The organism is Paenibacillus sp. YPG26 (assembly GCF_023704175.1).
Lineage (GTDB): Bacteria > Bacillota > Bacilli > Paenibacillales > Paenibacillaceae > Fontibacillus.
Map to the genome: position 1 here is coordinate 3,595,785 of NZ_CP084530.1, position 15,655 is coordinate 3,611,439.

Annotated in this window: 14 protein-coding genes; 2 read left to right on the plus strand and 12 right to left on the minus strand. The window is 53.8% G+C overall.

What is annotated here, in order from left to right:
• Nucleotides 1-37: 37 nt before the first annotated feature.
• The 8 genes from LDO05_RS17015 to LDO05_RS17050 form a co-directional block, all read right to left on the minus strand.
• Nucleotides 38-901, minus strand: coding sequence for an ABC transporter ATP-binding protein (locus tag LDO05_RS17015; RefSeq protein WP_251378769.1), 864 nt, complete (start codon nucleotides 899-901; stop codon nucleotides 38-40).
• A gap of 402 nt (nucleotides 902-1,303) precedes the next feature.
• Nucleotides 1,304-1,648 carry a DUF3243 domain-containing protein gene (locus LDO05_RS17020; RefSeq protein WP_251376499.1) on the minus strand — a complete coding sequence of 115 codons (345 nt, stop codon included), beginning with the start codon at nucleotides 1,646-1,648 and terminating at the stop codon, nucleotides 1,304-1,306.
• 89 nt (nucleotides 1,649-1,737) lie between these two features.
• Nucleotides 1,738-2,610, minus strand: a complete 873-nt coding sequence (locus LDO05_RS17025; RefSeq protein WP_481857065.1) for a M15 family metallopeptidase — start codon at nucleotides 2,608-2,610, stop codon at nucleotides 1,738-1,740.
• A 287-nt stretch (nucleotides 2,611-2,897) separates the two neighbouring features.
• A complete protein-coding gene (locus LDO05_RS17030; protein WP_251376501.1) occupies nucleotides 2,898-4,538 on the minus strand; it encodes a DEAD/DEAH box helicase in 1,641 nt (546 codons plus the stop codon).
• A gap of 281 nt (nucleotides 4,539-4,819) precedes the next feature.
• Nucleotides 4,820-5,461 (minus strand): ThuA domain-containing protein, encoded by a 642-nt coding sequence (locus LDO05_RS17035; RefSeq protein ID WP_251376502.1) that lies wholly within the window; start codon nucleotides 5,459-5,461, stop codon nucleotides 4,820-4,822.
• Between the two features lie 50 nt (nucleotides 5,462-5,511).
• Nucleotides 5,512-6,357, minus strand: a complete 846-nt coding sequence (locus LDO05_RS17040; RefSeq protein ID WP_251376503.1) for a uroporphyrinogen-III synthase — start codon at nucleotides 6,355-6,357, stop codon at nucleotides 5,512-5,514.
• A 361-nt stretch (nucleotides 6,358-6,718) separates the two neighbouring features.
• A complete protein-coding gene (locus LDO05_RS17045) occupies nucleotides 6,719-7,471 on the minus strand; it encodes a winged helix-turn-helix transcriptional regulator (protein ID WP_251376504.1) in 753 nt (250 codons plus the stop codon).
• Nucleotides 7,453-7,842: a Fur family transcriptional regulator gene (locus tag LDO05_RS17050; RefSeq protein WP_251376505.1), complete on the minus strand. Its 390-nt coding sequence runs from the start codon at nucleotides 7,840-7,842 to the stop codon at nucleotides 7,453-7,455. The genes LDO05_RS17045 and LDO05_RS17050 overlap by 19 nt, the downstream gene beginning before the upstream one ends.
• 160 nt (nucleotides 7,843-8,002) lie before the next feature.
• On the opposite strand from LDO05_RS17050, the gene LDO05_RS17055 reads away from it, so the two are divergent.
• Complete coding sequence (locus LDO05_RS17055; RefSeq protein ID WP_251376506.1) at nucleotides 8,003-8,233, plus strand: YczF family membrane protein; 231 nt, start codon at nucleotides 8,003-8,005, stop codon at nucleotides 8,231-8,233.
• Nucleotides 8,234-8,313: 80 nt separating this feature from the next.
• Here LDO05_RS17055 and LDO05_RS17060 read toward each other — a convergent pair whose 3' ends face one another.
• Genes LDO05_RS17060 through LDO05_RS17070 form a run of 3 tightly spaced genes read right to left on the minus strand, consistent with a single transcriptional unit; the run spans nucleotide 8,314 to nucleotide 13,063 of the window.
• Nucleotides 8,314-9,693, minus strand: a complete 1,380-nt coding sequence (locus tag LDO05_RS17060; protein ID WP_251376507.1) for a GerAB/ArcD/ProY family transporter — start codon at nucleotides 9,691-9,693, stop codon at nucleotides 8,314-8,316.
• Nucleotides 9,694-9,698: 5 nt separating this feature from the next.
• Nucleotides 9,699-10,916: a Ger(x)C family spore germination protein gene (locus LDO05_RS17065; protein WP_251376508.1), complete on the minus strand. Its 1,218-nt coding sequence runs from the start codon at nucleotides 10,914-10,916 to the stop codon at nucleotides 9,699-9,701.
• On the minus strand, nucleotides 10,913-13,063 hold the full coding sequence (locus LDO05_RS17070; protein ID WP_251376509.1) for a spore germination protein: 2,151 nt from the start codon (nucleotides 13,061-13,063) through the stop codon (nucleotides 10,913-10,915). Before LDO05_RS17070 ends, LDO05_RS17065 begins: the two co-directional genes overlap by 4 nt.
• A 208-nt stretch (nucleotides 13,064-13,271) precedes the next feature.
• On the opposite strand from LDO05_RS17070, the gene LDO05_RS17075 reads away from it, so the two are divergent.
• Nucleotides 13,272-14,822 carry an FAD-dependent oxidoreductase gene (locus LDO05_RS17075; protein WP_251376510.1) on the plus strand — a complete coding sequence of 517 codons (1,551 nt, stop codon included), beginning with the start codon at nucleotides 13,272-13,274 and terminating at the stop codon, nucleotides 14,820-14,822.
• Between the two features lie 129 nt (nucleotides 14,823-14,951).
• Here LDO05_RS17075 and LDO05_RS17080 read toward each other — a convergent pair whose 3' ends face one another.
• The gene (locus LDO05_RS17080) at nucleotides 14,952-15,467 is read right to left on the minus strand and encodes a hypothetical protein (RefSeq protein WP_251376511.1); all 516 of its coding nucleotides are present in this window, start codon (nucleotides 15,465-15,467) and stop codon (nucleotides 14,952-14,954) included.
• Nucleotides 15,468-15,655: the final 188 nt, after the last annotated feature.

Consider the following 15,655-nt stretch of genomic DNA (forward strand, 5'->3'; position numbering starts at 1 on the left):
TGTCCCTGCCTTCCTGTGACCTGGCTAATATTCCAGGCTATCTTGAAGATGCCGCTCTCATGCCCACACCCGCTGGCCGGACAGCGGATTTCTTGGCTGGTCTAAGCTCATGGGGGCGGGAAGCAAGATCATACGGAAGACACAGGGGCACGCCGCTGCGAGGGTCCGTCACAATATCAGCTTCAATTCCAAACACCTCACGAAGCACATCCTGGGTTACGACTTCCTCAGGAGTACCTGAAGCTATGGCCTGCCCCTTCTTGATGGCAATGACGTGATTGGCATAACGTGCCGCATGGTTCAAATCATGCACGACCATAACGATCGTGCGATTGGCTTCCGCGTTAAGCCGTTCAAGCAGATGAAGAACCTCAAGCTGGTGGGCCATGTCGAGGAAAGTAGTAGGCTCATCAAGGAACAGAATCGCCGTCTCCTGAGCCAGAGCCATCGCAATCCAGGCACGCTGACGCTGCCCGCCCGACAGCTGGTCAAGAGGCCGGTCTCTGAATTCCTGCATGCCTGTGGCTTCAATTGCCCACTCAATGACCTGCTTATCCTCGCTTCTCAAGCTGCCAAATCCCTTCTGATAAGGGAACCGCCCATAGGAGACAAGCTCATACACAGTCAGGCCCTCCGGGGCAGTCGGATTCTGCGGAAGAATGGCCAGCTGCTTGGCTACTTCGCGGGTGGATTGTTTATGAATAGACTTGCCGTTCAGAATCACACTGCCGCCCTTCGGCTGCATAATCCGGGCCATGGTCTTAAGAATTGTCGATTTGCCGGAACCATTCGCTCCCACAAGAGCTGTAATCTTGCCTTCAGGAATCTGTATATTCAAATCTTCAACGATTAATCGGTCTTCGTAAGCTATATCCAAGTGTGAGGTCTGTAAAGATACCATCATCATTCTCCCTCTCCGGTAAGCTGTATTCTCAATTGAGCCAAATGATAACCATTATCAACTTCATATTTAAAGATACTGATAATCATTATCAGTGTCAATGTCTTTTTTTCATATATATCTACGATCCCGTCAACATATTCTTCTTATTGGGAGTCCACCCACCTCTGGGGTGATCATCTGTGCTTCAAGTCTCCGCTTCTACAGAGATTAATCAATCGGAGCTTTATTGATCCATTATCCGTCCGCCCGAGGCTCCCAAATGCAGAGACAGGTTCTCATTCACCTATAGTATCCTTCTGCATGAATTTAACAGGATTCAGCCGCCGGAATGTAAAAAGAGCAGCCTGCTCCTCGGATGAAGGAGAGCTGCTCTTGCATTTAGATATTAGTTGTAACAGCTTAGCCCTCTGCTTGTGCAAGACGAACGAGCAGGTGTGCAAGCTGATGGCGCTGCTGCTGATCTCCGACTTTCCAGAGCTCTTGCAGAAGCTTCTCCTCACGGTTGCGCGGCTCTTCGTTCGCTGCGAGGTAACCCGCAATTTTCTCAGCCGTCTTAGCTATTGTCTCTTCGCTAAGTCCAATGTTTTGAGCAAGTTCAATTCGCTCAGAAAGATATTTCTTGAAGGATTGGAAATTATTCAAAATCTCATCCTTCTGTCCTTGATCCATCCGGTCCAACGCATCATCTACTTTATTCAGCGCAACTTCGCCTTCCTTGTTAACAGCATGTTCTAATTCAGACATGGTACTGCCTCCTTTGGATGATTGAATGAGTTGTGCGTGTACATACCTTCATAACCCATAGGATTGATGGATGAATCATAGACTACTTGCTATGGAGTCCCGGATACCTCTACAGCATCATAATATTCTTCGAGCGTAATTCCTTTGCTGGTCACATCCTGCGCAATCTCCTTGCCGACATAACGGATATGCCAAGGCTCGTATTTATAGCCGGTTATCGACTCCTTGCCTTCAGGATACCGGACGATATAGCCATACTCCTGCACATGCTCTTTCAGCCACTCGGCTTCCTTGGTTCCTCCAAAGCAGGATTCCGCCGCACATTTCCCATCGCTACCGGACACGTCAATAGCGAGGCCTGTCTGATGTTCGCTGTAACCGGGTACTGCGCTGTAGGTTTTGGCCTTCTCCAGGCCGTCCTTCTTCACGTAACGATTGAACAGACTCGTCTGTGTCTTCTTGGACCGGTAGGCGGATACCCCCGCCAGATGGACCCCATCCTGCCTGGCAGCTGCGAACATCTCTTCCAGAGCTGCGGCAGCCTCTTTGCGCATTTTGCGCTTGTCGATCTTCTCGCTGAACGTGAACGGAACATCAGGGTATACAAGGTCGTTCGGCTCGTAGTCGTCCGGCAGACCAAACTGCTTGTTCACCAGGACCGCTTCGCTCTCCGGATCGGTTGCGGCCGTCTTCACGTCTTCACTTTGGCCTTCAGGCTTCGGGCCATCCGGCTCCTCCGTTCCCCCGTTAGTATGCCCCGATTGTGTTCCCGAAGATTCAGGCTGAGCTACGGCAGGTTCCGTAACCTTCCCCTGTTCCGTCTCTGCTGTCTGCCCGTTAGAAGAGGACTCTGGACTCTGGGTGCCCGGCGCTGCCTTATCTTCCCCGCAGCCATTGAGCAAGGCAGCTGTAAGCATTAACGCGGACGCTGCCAGGGCCAGACGGGCCGCCCGGCTTCTCATGCGAGGCTTGGCCTCACGGGATTGTATCTCTTCACATGAATTTCTCATTCCTTGTGGTTCCTCCTGTCGTCCGGAGTGATCCGGTTCTCTGTACTATATTTAGACTGATGCATGCGATAAAAGGTTACATGAACAGCGGCCAGGAACGGCGAAGCGGCTGACGCCCCACCGGGCGGACACAGCTCGGCCCTAGAGCCGCGCAAGGAATAGACCGGTCGTGCCTTATTCGACCGGCTGCACACAAGCAAAAGCCGGCTCAATGAGATGAGCCGGCTGCATGCAAGGGCCTACCGCTTGCCGCCTCTGCGGCTGCGGTCACTGCCGCCGGCACGGCCGCCTTGGCCGGCCTGCCGGGCGGACCCGCCCGGGCGCGGCTTCGAGCCGCCGCGCCCGCGGGAATCGCCGCCGCCAGGGAACGGCGGCGCGTCACTCCGGCCGGCGGAGCTGCTGCGCCGGCCGCTGGCTTGCCCGCGGCTCTCGCTGCCCGTGCCGCGGCCACCTTGGCTGCGCTCGCCGCCGAAGCCGTGCCCGCTTCCGCGGGCCCCGCCGCTGCGCTCGGCACTGCCGCGCTCGCGTCCGCCGCGGCCCTCTTGGCTGCGGCCGCGTCCATCGCCGCGCTCGCCGCTGCCTCCGCGACCACCACGGCCGCCCTGACTGCGCTCGCGGCCACCGCTGCGTCCGCCGCTTCGGCCTCCGCTGCGCTCACCACGGCGGGAGCCTTCCCGCTCCCCGCCTGATCTCGACGAGCGGCCCTCGCCTTCCTCGTGGCTCACCGAGGATTTCTTCACTGCCGTGAACGAATGGCTTGACGGCTCATAGCGCTCCCGATCAATCCGCTGATTGATGCCGCGCTCGATATCCCGCAGCTCCGGCATGTCCTTCGGGGCCACGAAGGTCACCGCAAGCCCCTTCTCTCCCGCACGGCCTGTCCGGCCAATCCGGTGGATGTAGCTCTCATGATCCTGAGGAACATCATAGTTATAGACATGGGTTACCCCTTCAACGTCGATTCCGCGGGCCGCCACATCCGTAGCCACAAGGAACTGAAGCTTCGCACTCCGGAAAGAGCGCATGACCTGCTCACGCTTCGCCTGGGAGAGATCGCCGTGCAGCTCACCGGAGATATAACCTCTCTCCTGCAGGGCTTGATTCAGCGCCTTGGCCCGAACCTTGGTCCGGCAGAAGACTACAGCGAGATAGGGGTGATCGCGCTCCATCATATCAACAAGAGCGTCCTCCCGGGTGCGGTCTGTACATTCAATGACCAGCTGGCGGATATTCCCGCGCGGGATATGATCCTGCTTGGAGGCAATCCGGACATCCTGCGGCTCTTTCATATAGACCTTGGCCAAATTCCTGACTTTCTCCGGCATCGTTGCCGAGAAGAGCATCGTCTGACGGCTTCTCGGGATGGAGCGCATAATGGTCTCAACTTCCTCGAAGAATCCCATATGCAGCATCTGATCCGCTTCATCAAGCACCAGCATTCTGACCTTGTCCAGCTTAAGGGCCCCGCGTCTCATATGATCCAGCAGACGCCCCGGTGTCCCGATGACGAGCTGACAGCCACCCGCAAGCTTGCGCAGCTGGCGTTCCACATCCTGTCCTCCGTATGCGGCCAGCACAGACACCCCTTCACGTCCGGCGGCAAGCCTGCGCGCTTCAGCGGTAATCTGGATCGCGAGCTCCCGGGTCGGTGTAATGACAAGAGCCTGGGCATTGTCCACCTCTGGTCGAATTTTGTGCATAATCGGGAGCAGGAACGCAAGCGTCTTCCCTGTACCCGTCTGGGCCTGGGCAATCAAGTCATGTCCCGCAAGCAGCTTTGGAATCGCCGCTTCCTGCACAGGCGTAGGATTCACAATCCCCTGTTCCTGCAAAATATCATAAAAGGCGGGCAGAAAGCCCCAATCTTGAAAAGTCGTCAAATCAATTCACCTCATAATTCAGATAGTCCGGCCAACCACCGGACTTCAGCCCCGCCCTCCACTGTACACCGGTACAGCTTAAGAAAGGGTAACCATTTCCTCATGTGTATGGCCCTAGGTCCTGTTACTCATACCTGGCCTACACTTATTGTACCAAGGACTTCCGCTACAAACAAAAGACCGATCCGCCTTTGCCAGGCGTTCCGGCCTTTTCTCTATTGTTCAGTATAACACGGTTTGTCTATCATGAACCCTCAAATTAATCCTGGTTCTTCGGCTGCCTATCCAGACACCCGTGCAGCCCACTTCGCAGCTTGCAGCAGCAGCTTCTGGTACACAGGATGCTGGAATGCAGGCTGGTCGTTACCCGGCATCAAATATACAACACGCCCCAGGCCGTAGGAATGCGCCCACGCTGCGGGATGCCATTCACCATCAGTCGTTGTGTACTCAAGCAGAACCGTCTTTTCCGTAAAAGGGTCGAATTCGAAGCGGTAAGGCTCATCCTCGATCTTGAAGCCTTCAATCCCCCGCGTAACATCATGCCCCGGCCCGGTCACTCGAAGCTCCAGAGTCTGTCTGGAGCGATGGGCGGTGTGCTTTGCTCCGATGAGCTGAGCCAGCTCGTAACGGTTATCCATAATAATACCGTTGTGCAAGATTAGCAGACCCCCGCCGCCGCTGACAAAAGACAGCAGGCCTCCGGTCTGCTTCAACGACAGCTTCTCTGTCCAGCTGTCCAGATAGGATATACACAGATCAAATGCACCGAGGTTGTTATATTCGAACATATGATTATTCTCACTGCACTGCACACTGAGATAGTCCTGCAGGGTATGGGTGATCTCCGCATCCACACCCTGCAGAGGGTGAAACTTGGGATGCGTATAGTCCCCGATTAACAGCGCCTTCTTCTTATTCATAGGTCATCTCCTCACGCAAGGGATCTTATCATCACAGGAACAATCTGTACCTAGTTCAACTCGTCTCCACGCTTATAAAATGGCTGGCTTTCTCCGGCATAATATTTGGCCAGCTCTACCATCATGCTCCCCATCCGTTCCTCTCTGGGAGCAACAATCCTCGGAATTCCGGCTTCCACAAGCCCCTGCGCCGTAACCTTCCCAACTGCTACGGCTACAACCGGCCCGCTAAGCGCTCCGATTAATTCGGTTAACCGTCCGCTTTGGTCCGCATAATCCATGAGGAATCTGACCTGCGGCGTGCTTGTGAAGGTAACCGCATCAATCCGCCCCCCAAGAAGATCGGCTAACAGAAGCTCCAGATTCTCGTCCGCAGGTGGAATGTGACGATAAGGGAGGATCTGCATCGTCTTCGCACCCTGCTCTTCCAGCCAGCTGATCAGCCTGGGTGCGGGATCACCATGAAGCTGGATCATCACCGTCTTGCCCTGGAGATTATGAGTGGAGAAGGCCCGTATCAATCCCTCCGTGCTGCCATCATCATCTCTTACCATAGGCTCAAGCTGCCGTTTCTTAAGTCCGTTCACGGTCTTGTAACCTCTCGCAGCGATCATGGTATTACGCAGGAGATCCGAGTAATCCCCGGCAACCCCCATATCTTCAGCCGTCTCGAATAGAGCATCCAGACCGACACCAGTCGTAAATATGGCCCAATCCGGACGATTCTCCATCCAGACGGTCAGTCCGTCACGAAGATCCGCATGGTCAAGGAACACCGTTCCCTGTGCCGGTCGAAGCAGCGGGATTCCCCCCATATTCTCGACCAGCTTGCCAAGCTCCTGTGCTTTCCTGGGACCTGTAAGTGCGATTCTCTTTCCCTCAAGTCTTCTTGCCATCGTTCTCCCCCCAACGCCTACACCACAGCTTGCCTACTGCTATCAGCTTATACGAGACCGAAAAGGATGTAAATCGTTCTAAGGTATTCTTTCCGTTAATCGCAGCTTTTAATATGCTCCAGATTAACTAAAAGCCTGGGGCCCTCGTCAGCCCACGCTCTCCGTTTCTAACTGCAGGCGATCCATGGGCTCAGTAATGACACAAGCGATGCCGTTATCTAAGTCCTGGCCAGTGCCCGGTAATAAGAAATGGCGCCACAGATCTGAGAATCCGTGACGCCATTATTTCAAGATTACGTGGATGTATCAGCCAGTCAGTCCAATCCTCGGATGGAACCTCCTGGATCGTTCTCGCCATTACCTAGTCGGCCATCCGGTAGCCTACACCTCGTACCGTGGCGATATAGGCTGGATTGGAGGCCCGGTCGCCCAGCTTTTTGCGCAAGCTTTTGATATGGACATCAACCACGTTGCTTCCGCCCAGAAATGAAGTATCCCATATATCACTGAGCAAATCCTCCCGGGTCAGCACCGCTCCATCACTAAGCAGAAGCTTCAAGAGCAGATCATATTCCGTCTTCGTCAGCTCAATGCGTGTCCCGTCCCGGTAGACGGACATCTTCTTGCGGTCAATCCACAGATCCTTATAGATGGCGGGGGATGTGCCGCTCAGGAGCAGGGAGGCTGGCGCTTTCTTCGTACTGGTCCGAATAATACGCTGAGCATGGTACAACACCTCTTGAGGTCTGGCCGGCCATACCAGCAGCTCCTGCTGACGAAGGCGCTCATCCACCAGGGGCAGCATGGACTCCTTAATCAGCAGGAGGGTAGGAATCTCTTCCGTATGCTGCAGCATCAAGTTCTTCAGTACCGCTTCATCTTCCTGTTCCCGGTAGGCTGTGAGATCAAGAATAAGCAGATCGGCAGACTGGGCATTGCGGATTCCCTGCTCCAGATGATGGAATACCATCACGTCGAAGCAGCCGTCCGACAGATCGCGCACCAGTTCATGAAGCCCCCGGGGAAGGGGACTTACCACAATCACCCGCTGTGTAACCGGACAGAACTCCGGCTGCAGGCCGGGTACCGCTGTCCTTATTTCTTCTGATGACATTGTGCACATACCCCCCCAAATACGACATGCGCGTGGTGGACATGGTACCCGGTCTCCTTCGCAACCTCAGCACTCCATGCGTCCGGAATTTGGGTCATCACTTCATCTACACGCCCGCATACCTCGCAAATAATATGCTGATGATCGTCCAGCTTGGCATCATAGCGGCTCGCAGCCTCTCCGAGCTTAAGCTCCCGGATCATTTCTTTGTCTGTCAAATATCTAAGTGAATTATATACGGTACCGTAAGCGAAATTATGTCCACGCTCGACGAGACGGTTCATAACCTCGGCTGCCGTAGGATGATCATTTGAATTCCGGACCACTTCATATACAGCCCGGCGCTGTGTAGTTAGGTTCAGTGACTTCATACTTACTCATTCCCTTGATTGTATTTAGAATAAGTATAAATATAAAATGAACCTGTGTCAATGGAGCTCCCTTCCCTGGCTGAATGACCGCCTCTCTGTCCTCACATAATATTGAGAGGCCCGTAGCTCCGGGGGAAGTAATCTAAGGAGGCTGATCATCATGTTAAAAAGGTATGCGGTTATCGCTATGCTGTCTGTTCTCTCGCTGGGCATGATGCTGCTTATGGATTTCATTACAGGCCAGCAGTGGCAGAACACGCTGTATAATATAAGATATCAGCTGCTCGCGGGATCAGAACAATTGATGATAGCCGCTCTGTTCGCAGGCTGGCTGGTCCCTGATCTCATCAAAGTGATCGCGAAGCGGCGGAAGAAACGGGGCTCAGTCTGAGCCCGCTGGAGCGGCTTAGTGGTCTCCCAAGGGGTCGCTGGGCGTCAGACCTTCGGGAGGGAGCTCAAGCCCGTTCCATCTCACTTAGGCTTCTGCTGCTGGCCTTCCTGCCCGTCACCCTGTGCCTGTTCCGCATCCGCCCCCTGCCCGCCGCTCTGAGCCTGCTCCGCACCCGCTCCCTGCTTGCCACCCTGTGCCTGCTCCGCATCTGCTCCCTGTCCGCCACCCTGCGCCTGTTCCGTATCTGCTCCCTGCCCGCCACCCTGCGCCTGCTCTGCATCTGCTCCCTGCCCGCCACTCTGTGTCTGCTCCGAATCTCCTTGCTGTCCGCCGCTCTGCGTCTGCTCGGCATCTGCTCCCTGCCCGCCGCCTGAAGCCTTACGAATCTTGTATATCCACCCCGCAGCGTACAGGATCAGCGGGATAATTACGAAGAACAAGGGGGTGAAACGGTACAGGATGATAGCTCCTTCTTCCAGATGCTCGGGCAGGCTTTTTGCCACCACTAGTGAAATAAACAGAACCAGCAGGGCCATCGGATAGATCAGCTTGCGATAGTCCATTTTGAATAGGTCCGCGGTTCCTACCAGAGCAACATAGAAATACACAGCCACCTTGAAAAAGTCATCTATGATTAAAGTCATAACAATCAGAATATCGTTGCGCTGGATAAAATCAGATATTGAAGCCTTGCTGATTGTCGTCATTAGAGGCAGCGGGGAACGCTGAACCATATCCACTCCAAGCACCGCCACATTAATAACCGAGGTGTAGCTTAGGATAATGCCCGACACCAGGATTGCGATATAGCCGGCTTTTACCCCCGTCTTCGCATTTCCCAGATAAGGCAGAATCATGGAGAAGGTAATAATCTCACTGAACGGGAATGCGTAGCTTTGACGAATAAATGTCTCCAGCACAGGTCGAAGCCCTTCTCCTAGAACCGGGAAGACACGCTCTATTTCAATAACTCCCGATAAAACAAGCAAAATTGTGCTGAAGCCCCCAATCAGAACAACGACAACGGCAAAGATGACCGCCGTTCTGGCGAGCACCTCAATCCCCTTATGGATGGCGTAGGCCACGGACATAATCATCAACGCATTGGCGACAATTAACGGCGTCTGCTTAAGTGCTGTGGACAGAACCAGGGCACCGCCATCGCGCAGGTCGCGGCCAGTCTGGTAGATGAAGAATACGGTATATAGCAAGCCGATGACCCAGCCCACATGCTTGCCCAGCAGTTTACGGACATATGTGGTTGGAAGTATTTCAGGGAATAGCTTGTAGAGGAACACGAATATTCCGAAGAGCAGAAGACCATATCCCATCCCGAGCAGGATGGAGATCCAGGCATCTTTTCCAGCGCGCATACCCAAATTAACGACCAGTGAGGTTCCAAGCTGAAACAGGAGCATCAGTGAGAAAAATTGAAAGGAGGTTATACGGTTCTTTTCCACTTCAGCTACTCCTCCTTTGTGGTCTGGCTGCTCTGATAAGAGCGGTCTCTCATACCGGAGTATCGAATCACGGACTGAACGCTGTACTCCACCTCTAGGCGCGCAAATACATCTGCCCATCGGGGCTCCAGGCTTTTCCACACTTTTGGATTGGTTCGTTCGATGACCGAGCCAAAGCCGAACACATCGCTCTTTATTCTCTGTGCTTCATCCACCGCAGCCTGCATCTCTTGCTTGATTACTTTATTAAGCTCTTCCTGGAGCTGATTCAATACAGCGTTTTTACTGACGTCCAGGCCACAATTCACTTCCTTTATCGCGGCTTGCGGCATAACTGAGATCTGAATGACTGGATGCTCCGGATCTTTAAGCTGGGCCTTCACCCTGGTTCGGGAACGGATGATCTCGTAAGCAATGTACCCTTTCTGGTCGAGACATCCGGTTACCAGCGCTGTCTGCTTAATCTTGTCGCTTACCCAGACGAGCCCCCGGCTCTGGTTCAAACTCAGCCAGGACATTAATTTATCGCCGGCGAAGAGTCCTGCTCCTTCAACCTGGAGGATCGCAGGTGTGTTGATCTGCTCAATATTCGCCTTGGTGGGAGCGGTCTCCAGATCACCTTCAATCCGGACCCCGTTAATGACAGGACCGCCTCCATGGACCTGAAGTGCCCGGATTACATCGTCAATTTCCACCCTGTAGGTATTTCCCAGCAGCATGGAGGACGCCTGGGACTTCTGAGACAGGTCGCTGGACGGGATCTTGCCAATTGGCGTCATGAGCTTCACCATATCCGCGGCCTCCTGACCCTTTGCCAGGTACACCTGGGATGTTGTTCGAATCTGGGCATCACGCTCCACATAATCCAGCACATCCTTGATTCCGGTCCTCGCAAGCTCTTCGGAGAAAATGAGGGCATTAATATGCCCCAAAGAAAGGTATCTTGGAACCTTGCGTGAAGCTTCGCGAACGGCTTCAAATATTGTTCTTCCCTCGCCATAGTACACGGAGACAGGGGAACCGCCCCGGCTGTATTTCCCGGAGATCTCATCCGCAATAATTACCTGAAGGGATACCTTATACTTCGGCTTCTCCCCCTGCTGAAGGTCGATACCCATGCCGGATACCACCGCCCGCCGATTCAGCTCAATACTGTCCCAGCAGCCGGAGAGAAGCACCAGAGCCACGACGAGTCCTGTCAACCCCATCCATCTTCTGATCATGATGTCTGATTCCCTCCCTCTGTGCTATTGGAAGACTTCGGGTCATTATCTGAGAGCTCGTGAGTGGCCTTGCCCCACCTGCCGGGCTTCCCGCCTGTCTGACTCCCGAGCGGCTCGGCTTGGAGCTTATTCTCCGCCTTTCGCTCATCATCCGGGTTGAGCGGCTGGTTCTGGTTCTGGTTCTGGTTCTGGTTCTGGTTCTGGTTCTGGTTCTGGTTCTGGTTCTGGTTCTGGTTTTGATTCTGGTTCTGTCCCGAGCTTTGGTTCTGGTTCTGTCCCGAGCTTTGGTTCTGGTTCTGTCCCGAGCTTTGGTTCTGGTTCTGTCCCGAGCTTTGGTTCTGGTTCTGTCCCGAGCTTTGGTTCTGGTTCTGGTTCTGTCCCGAGCTTTGGTTCTGGTTCTGTCCCGAGCTTTGGTTCTGGTTCTGTCCCGAGCTTTGGTTCTGGTTCTGTCCCGAGCTTTGGTTCTGGTTCTGGTTCTGTCCCGAGCTTTGGTTCTGGTTCTGGTTCTGTCCCGAGCTTTGGTTCTGGTTCTGTCCCGAGCTCTGGCCGTCCGCCGCCTTGCTATTCTTCGCAGAACCCGGATTCTGGACGGATCCGTTCTTTCGCAGCGCCCAGAATGGGAAGATGAGCACCGTATCCTTCTGACTGGACAGCACGAATGGACTTAGCGGAGTCAAGTAAGGCAGACCGAACGACCGCAGGCTGTTCAGGTGGGCAACCAGCACAATGAGGCCAAGGGTAATGCCGTAGAAACCGAACATCCCCGCGAGGATCATGAAGAAAAAGCGGACCAGTCTCCCTGCAATAGACAGATTGTAGGCAGGAATGGCGAAGCTGGCAATCCCTGTGAGCGCCACTACAATAACCATGACGGGTGTGATGATGCCGGCTTCAACAACCGCCTGTCCGAGAATAAGAGCGCCTACGATAGACACGGTCTGTCCAATCGCCCGCGGCATGCGTACACCCGCCTCCCTGAGAATTTCGAAGGCCGTCTCCATGAGCACGGCCTCTACAAAGGCCGGAAAAGGCACCCCTTCACGCTGGGCCATCAGACTGATCAGCAGCTGGGTTGGAATCATTTCATAGTGAAAGGTAGTCAAGGCGATATAGATGGCGGGTCCAAGAATGAGCACCACAAAACTCACATACCGGACCAATCTCATAAGGATACTAATGTCAAACCGCTGGGAATAATCCTCAGCAGAATGGAAGAACTGGGGAAAGGATGCCGGCATGATTAATGCGAACGGAGTTCCGTCGATCAAGATAACTACCCTGCCCTCCACAAGGTTCCCTGCAGCCACGTCCGGCCGCTCTGTATTGAAGATCGTAGGGAAAGGGGTAAAGGTATGATCCTGAATAAATTCCTCGATATACGCCGATTCCAGAATGGAGTCGGTATCAATCTTCTCAAGTCTTTGGCGCACCTCATCAACCAGCCGCTTCTCGGCAATATTCTGAATGTACATGATCGACACCCGGGTATTGGTGATACTGCCGATCTTCATGTTCTCTAACCGGACATCCGCAGACTTAATCCTGCGCCTAATCAGTGACACATTGGTCACGACAGACTCCACGAAGCTGTCCTTAGGACCCCGTACGACCAACTGAGAGGTGGGCTCTGTAATGGAACGGGCTTCTCCCCCCTGCGTTCCCACAGATATTACCTGCTCACATCCATCCAGAACAAGAACCGAATGCCCTGACAAAATAGTGAGCAGCATATCCTTCCACTCGGTTATCACCTGGACCTCCCCCGAGGCAATTGCCCGGTCTACAAGGAATTGGATCCATCCTTCCGTGTCCCCCGGATCAAGGTCGTCTTCTTGGGTGTCCAGTAATGAGCCTGTAACGAACTCGTTGATCGTCTTGTTGTCTACGAGTCCATTCATATAGACCAGGGCAGCATGCTTGGTTGTTTTTTGTCCGATCCTCAGTCTGCGGACCACAATATCTGAGCTGTCCCCGAACTCCTGCTTAATCCGGTCCAGGATCTGCTCAAGCTCTCTCGAAGCGGGCATGCCCCCTTCTGAGGATTTGCCCACCTCAGGGGAATGGCCGTTATTCTCTTGCTGTGCCGGCTCCGCCGTATAGCTGCGGATGCTTCTTCCGCCCCTTCTGGAAGTCCTGGTGCGATTCATGGATGCCTCCTGTTCCTTTCATGCGCTTTAATTCCATTATTTACTCTGAGAGGTCCTCTTATACGAACCTGCCACGCAAGGACTATCCCGCGCAGACCGTCCTCTGCCCGGAGAGGGCCGTCAGCTTTCGCGGATATCCGTTTCTAAACCCTCATAAATGGTAATAAATGAATAACAAGAGTTGCCATTTGATAGGAGGCTAATATTCATGAACAGTTCCATTCCACCGCATAGTGACCTCCCAAGGTTCCCCGAGTCCCTGTGGAGAAGCACCACGGATCTGCCTGTCTTCGACAAATTGCAGGAGACAATATATACCGATGTTGCCGTTATCGGGGCAGGGATCGCTGGGATAACCACTGCATACTTGCTAGCTAAAGAGGGAGTAAAAGTTACTCTGGTCGACATGAACCGGGTGCTTGAGGGCACCACCGGCTATACAACAGCCAAGATTACAACGCAGCATGGGTTAATCTATGACAAGCTGCTTCAGCATTTTGGCGAGGAACAGGCCCGGCTGTATCACGATGCCAATCATGAAGCTATGGAGTTCATTCGCCGGACCGTTGCCGAGCATGGAATTGATTGTGATCTTGAGAAGCAGGACGCCTATCTGTACGCCGATACGGACGAGTCCCTCAAGCAGCTGCAGAAGGAATGGTCTGCCTATGAGAAGCTGGGTCTGCCTGGGGAATGGACGGAGTCCATCCCGATTCCCCTTCTGGTCAAGGGGGCTATTAAGATGCCGGATCAGGCCCAGTTCCATCCGCTTCACTATTTGGTAACGATGCTTGATTACATTGCGGCACACGGCGGAACCATATACGAGCAGACCATGCTTAGCGGGGAGATTCAGGAGGAGAACGGAGTTCTGCATCTGAAGACCTCGGACGGGCATACACTTAAATGCAACAAAGTGGTTGCAGCCACCCACTTCCCGTTCTATGACGGGGGCGGCCTCTTCTTCGCCCGCCTTCATGCCGAGAGGTCCTATGCTATAGCCATTGAACCGGAGACCTCCTATGTCGGGGGCATGTATCTGAGTGCGGGCTCTCCTTCAAGATCACTGCGCTCAGCCAAGCTGGATGGACGCGAGGTCGTCATTGTCGGCGGAGAGAACCACAAGACGGGGCAGGGGCTGTGCACCATCAGATACTACGAGAATCTGGAGCTGTTCGGAGGGGAGCTGCTGGGCTCCAAGCGGATTCCCTACCGCTGGTCTGCCCAGGATCTGATCACCCTGGACGAGGTTCCTTACATCGGACGGCTGAGCGACAAGCATCCGAATATCTATGTGGCGACCGGATTTGCCAAATGGGGTATGACGAACGGAACCCTGTCCGCGCTCCTCATCCGGGACTTGATTCTGAACCGGGAGAACCGATACGCGGAGCTGTTCACTCCGTCCAGATTCAAGGCGGACCCGAGCATCAGGAATCTGGTAGCCGAGAATGCGAATGTGGCCAAGGAACTTATCGCCGGCAAGCTGGATATCATTCACCGCAAGGCCGACGATCTTAAGCCTGATGAGGGAAGTCTGGTTCGACATCTGGGGAAAAAGGCGGCTGCCTACAAGGACAAGGACGGCAAGCTGTTCATTGTGGACGCCACCTGCACCCATATGGGCTGTGAGGTGAACTGGAATGAAGGGGAGCGCACCTGGGATTGCCCATGTCACGGCTCCCGGTTCGACCATAAGGGCGAGGTGATCGAAGGCCCGGCCACAGAGCCGTTGAAGCCTTACGATTCACAACACTAGACTGTATGCTGACTTAAGCCAGTATGCTGCAGTAGACCAAAGCGCTTACCTTGAGGAACTAAAAAATGACGTACATCACGGGCTCGTGAGTACGTCATTTTATTTGGCCATATCCATGATTCAAGTCTCTTAATTGCCAGTCTGATCCCCATACTTCTCCTCCCAGCGGCTCTTCCACTCTGCAAAAGTCAGCCCTGTCAGTTCCTCAAGCACCTTCCCCTCCAGGGAATAGACTGCGCCAACCAGGGGCTCATCGGAATGAGGGAAGGAATACCCGCCTATAACTCTGCCGTCTGTCATCATCATGTTCACTTCGACAGGAAGCTGAAGCTTCTTCGACAAGGGGTGATTCTCCACAACGAATCCATAGGTGGTTATCTCCCTGCCCCAGTAATTCTCCGGCGGTTCGCTCTGAACCGACCAGATCTGTTCGCACCAGATCTCCCGGAGCAACGACTTCTGCAGGGTGTATGTACTCAGCTCGCCCCGGTAGCCTGTAATTGAGTAACCTTTTGATTGGATGTATGCCTCTGCCGCCTTCTCATCTCCCCGATACAAATGCGGCTTAGGGGTACCCGCCCCGATAGAATACCCCATGGTTAGTAGCATCATCAGCAGCAAGATTGCGAAGCCTGCTTTTCTCACTCTGTCCCCCCCCTATCTCCTGACCCTATAACGCCCATCCCGCCGCAGAAGTTGCAGGCCGTCAAATCTTACGTATTTATTAATTTATAATCAGTATGTTGCATTATTCAGTAGTGCATGATACTATTTAGCTCAGATACTAATTAATGTTCAGTACTAAGGATTACACCACACATGAAAAAGAGGGG

Excerpts from the sequence above, each read along its gene's own strand:
- LDO05_RS17050 (WP_251376505.1), bottom strand. The coding sequence starts at position 7,842 with ATGAAGTCACTGAACCTAACTACACAGCGCCGGGCTGTATATGAAGTG.
- LDO05_RS17075 (WP_251376510.1), top strand. The coding sequence starts at position 13,272 with ATGAACAGTTCCATTCCACCGCATAGTGACCTCCCAAGGTTCCCCGAG.
- LDO05_RS17020 (WP_251376499.1), bottom strand. The coding sequence starts at position 1,648 with ATGTCTGAATTAGAACATGCTGTTAACAAGGAAGGCGAAGTTGCGCTG.
- LDO05_RS17025 (WP_481857065.1), bottom strand. The coding sequence starts at position 2,610 with ATGAGAAGCCGGGCGGCCCGTCTGGCCCTGGCAGCGTCCGCGTTAATG.
- LDO05_RS17015 (WP_251378769.1), bottom strand. The coding sequence starts at position 901 with ATGGTATCTTTACAGACCTCACACTTGGATATAGCTTACGAAGACCGA.
- LDO05_RS17070 (WP_251376509.1), bottom strand. The coding sequence starts at position 13,063 with ATGAATCGCACCAGGACTTCCAGAAGGGGCGGAAGAAGCATCCGCAGC.
- LDO05_RS17055 (WP_251376506.1), top strand. The coding sequence starts at position 8,003 with ATGTTAAAAAGGTATGCGGTTATCGCTATGCTGTCTGTTCTCTCGCTG.
- LDO05_RS17045 (WP_251376504.1), bottom strand. The coding sequence starts at position 7,471 with ATGTCATCAGAAGAAATAAGGACAGCGGTACCCGGCCTGCAGCCGGAG.
- LDO05_RS17035 (WP_251376502.1), bottom strand. The coding sequence starts at position 5,461 with ATGAATAAGAAGAAGGCGCTGTTAATCGGGGACTATACGCATCCCAAG.
- LDO05_RS17040 (WP_251376503.1), bottom strand. The coding sequence starts at position 6,357 with ATGGCAAGAAGACTTGAGGGAAAGAGAATCGCACTTACAGGTCCCAGG.
- LDO05_RS17065 (WP_251376508.1), bottom strand. The coding sequence starts at position 10,916 with ATGATCAGAAGATGGATGGGGTTGACAGGACTCGTCGTGGCTCTGGTG.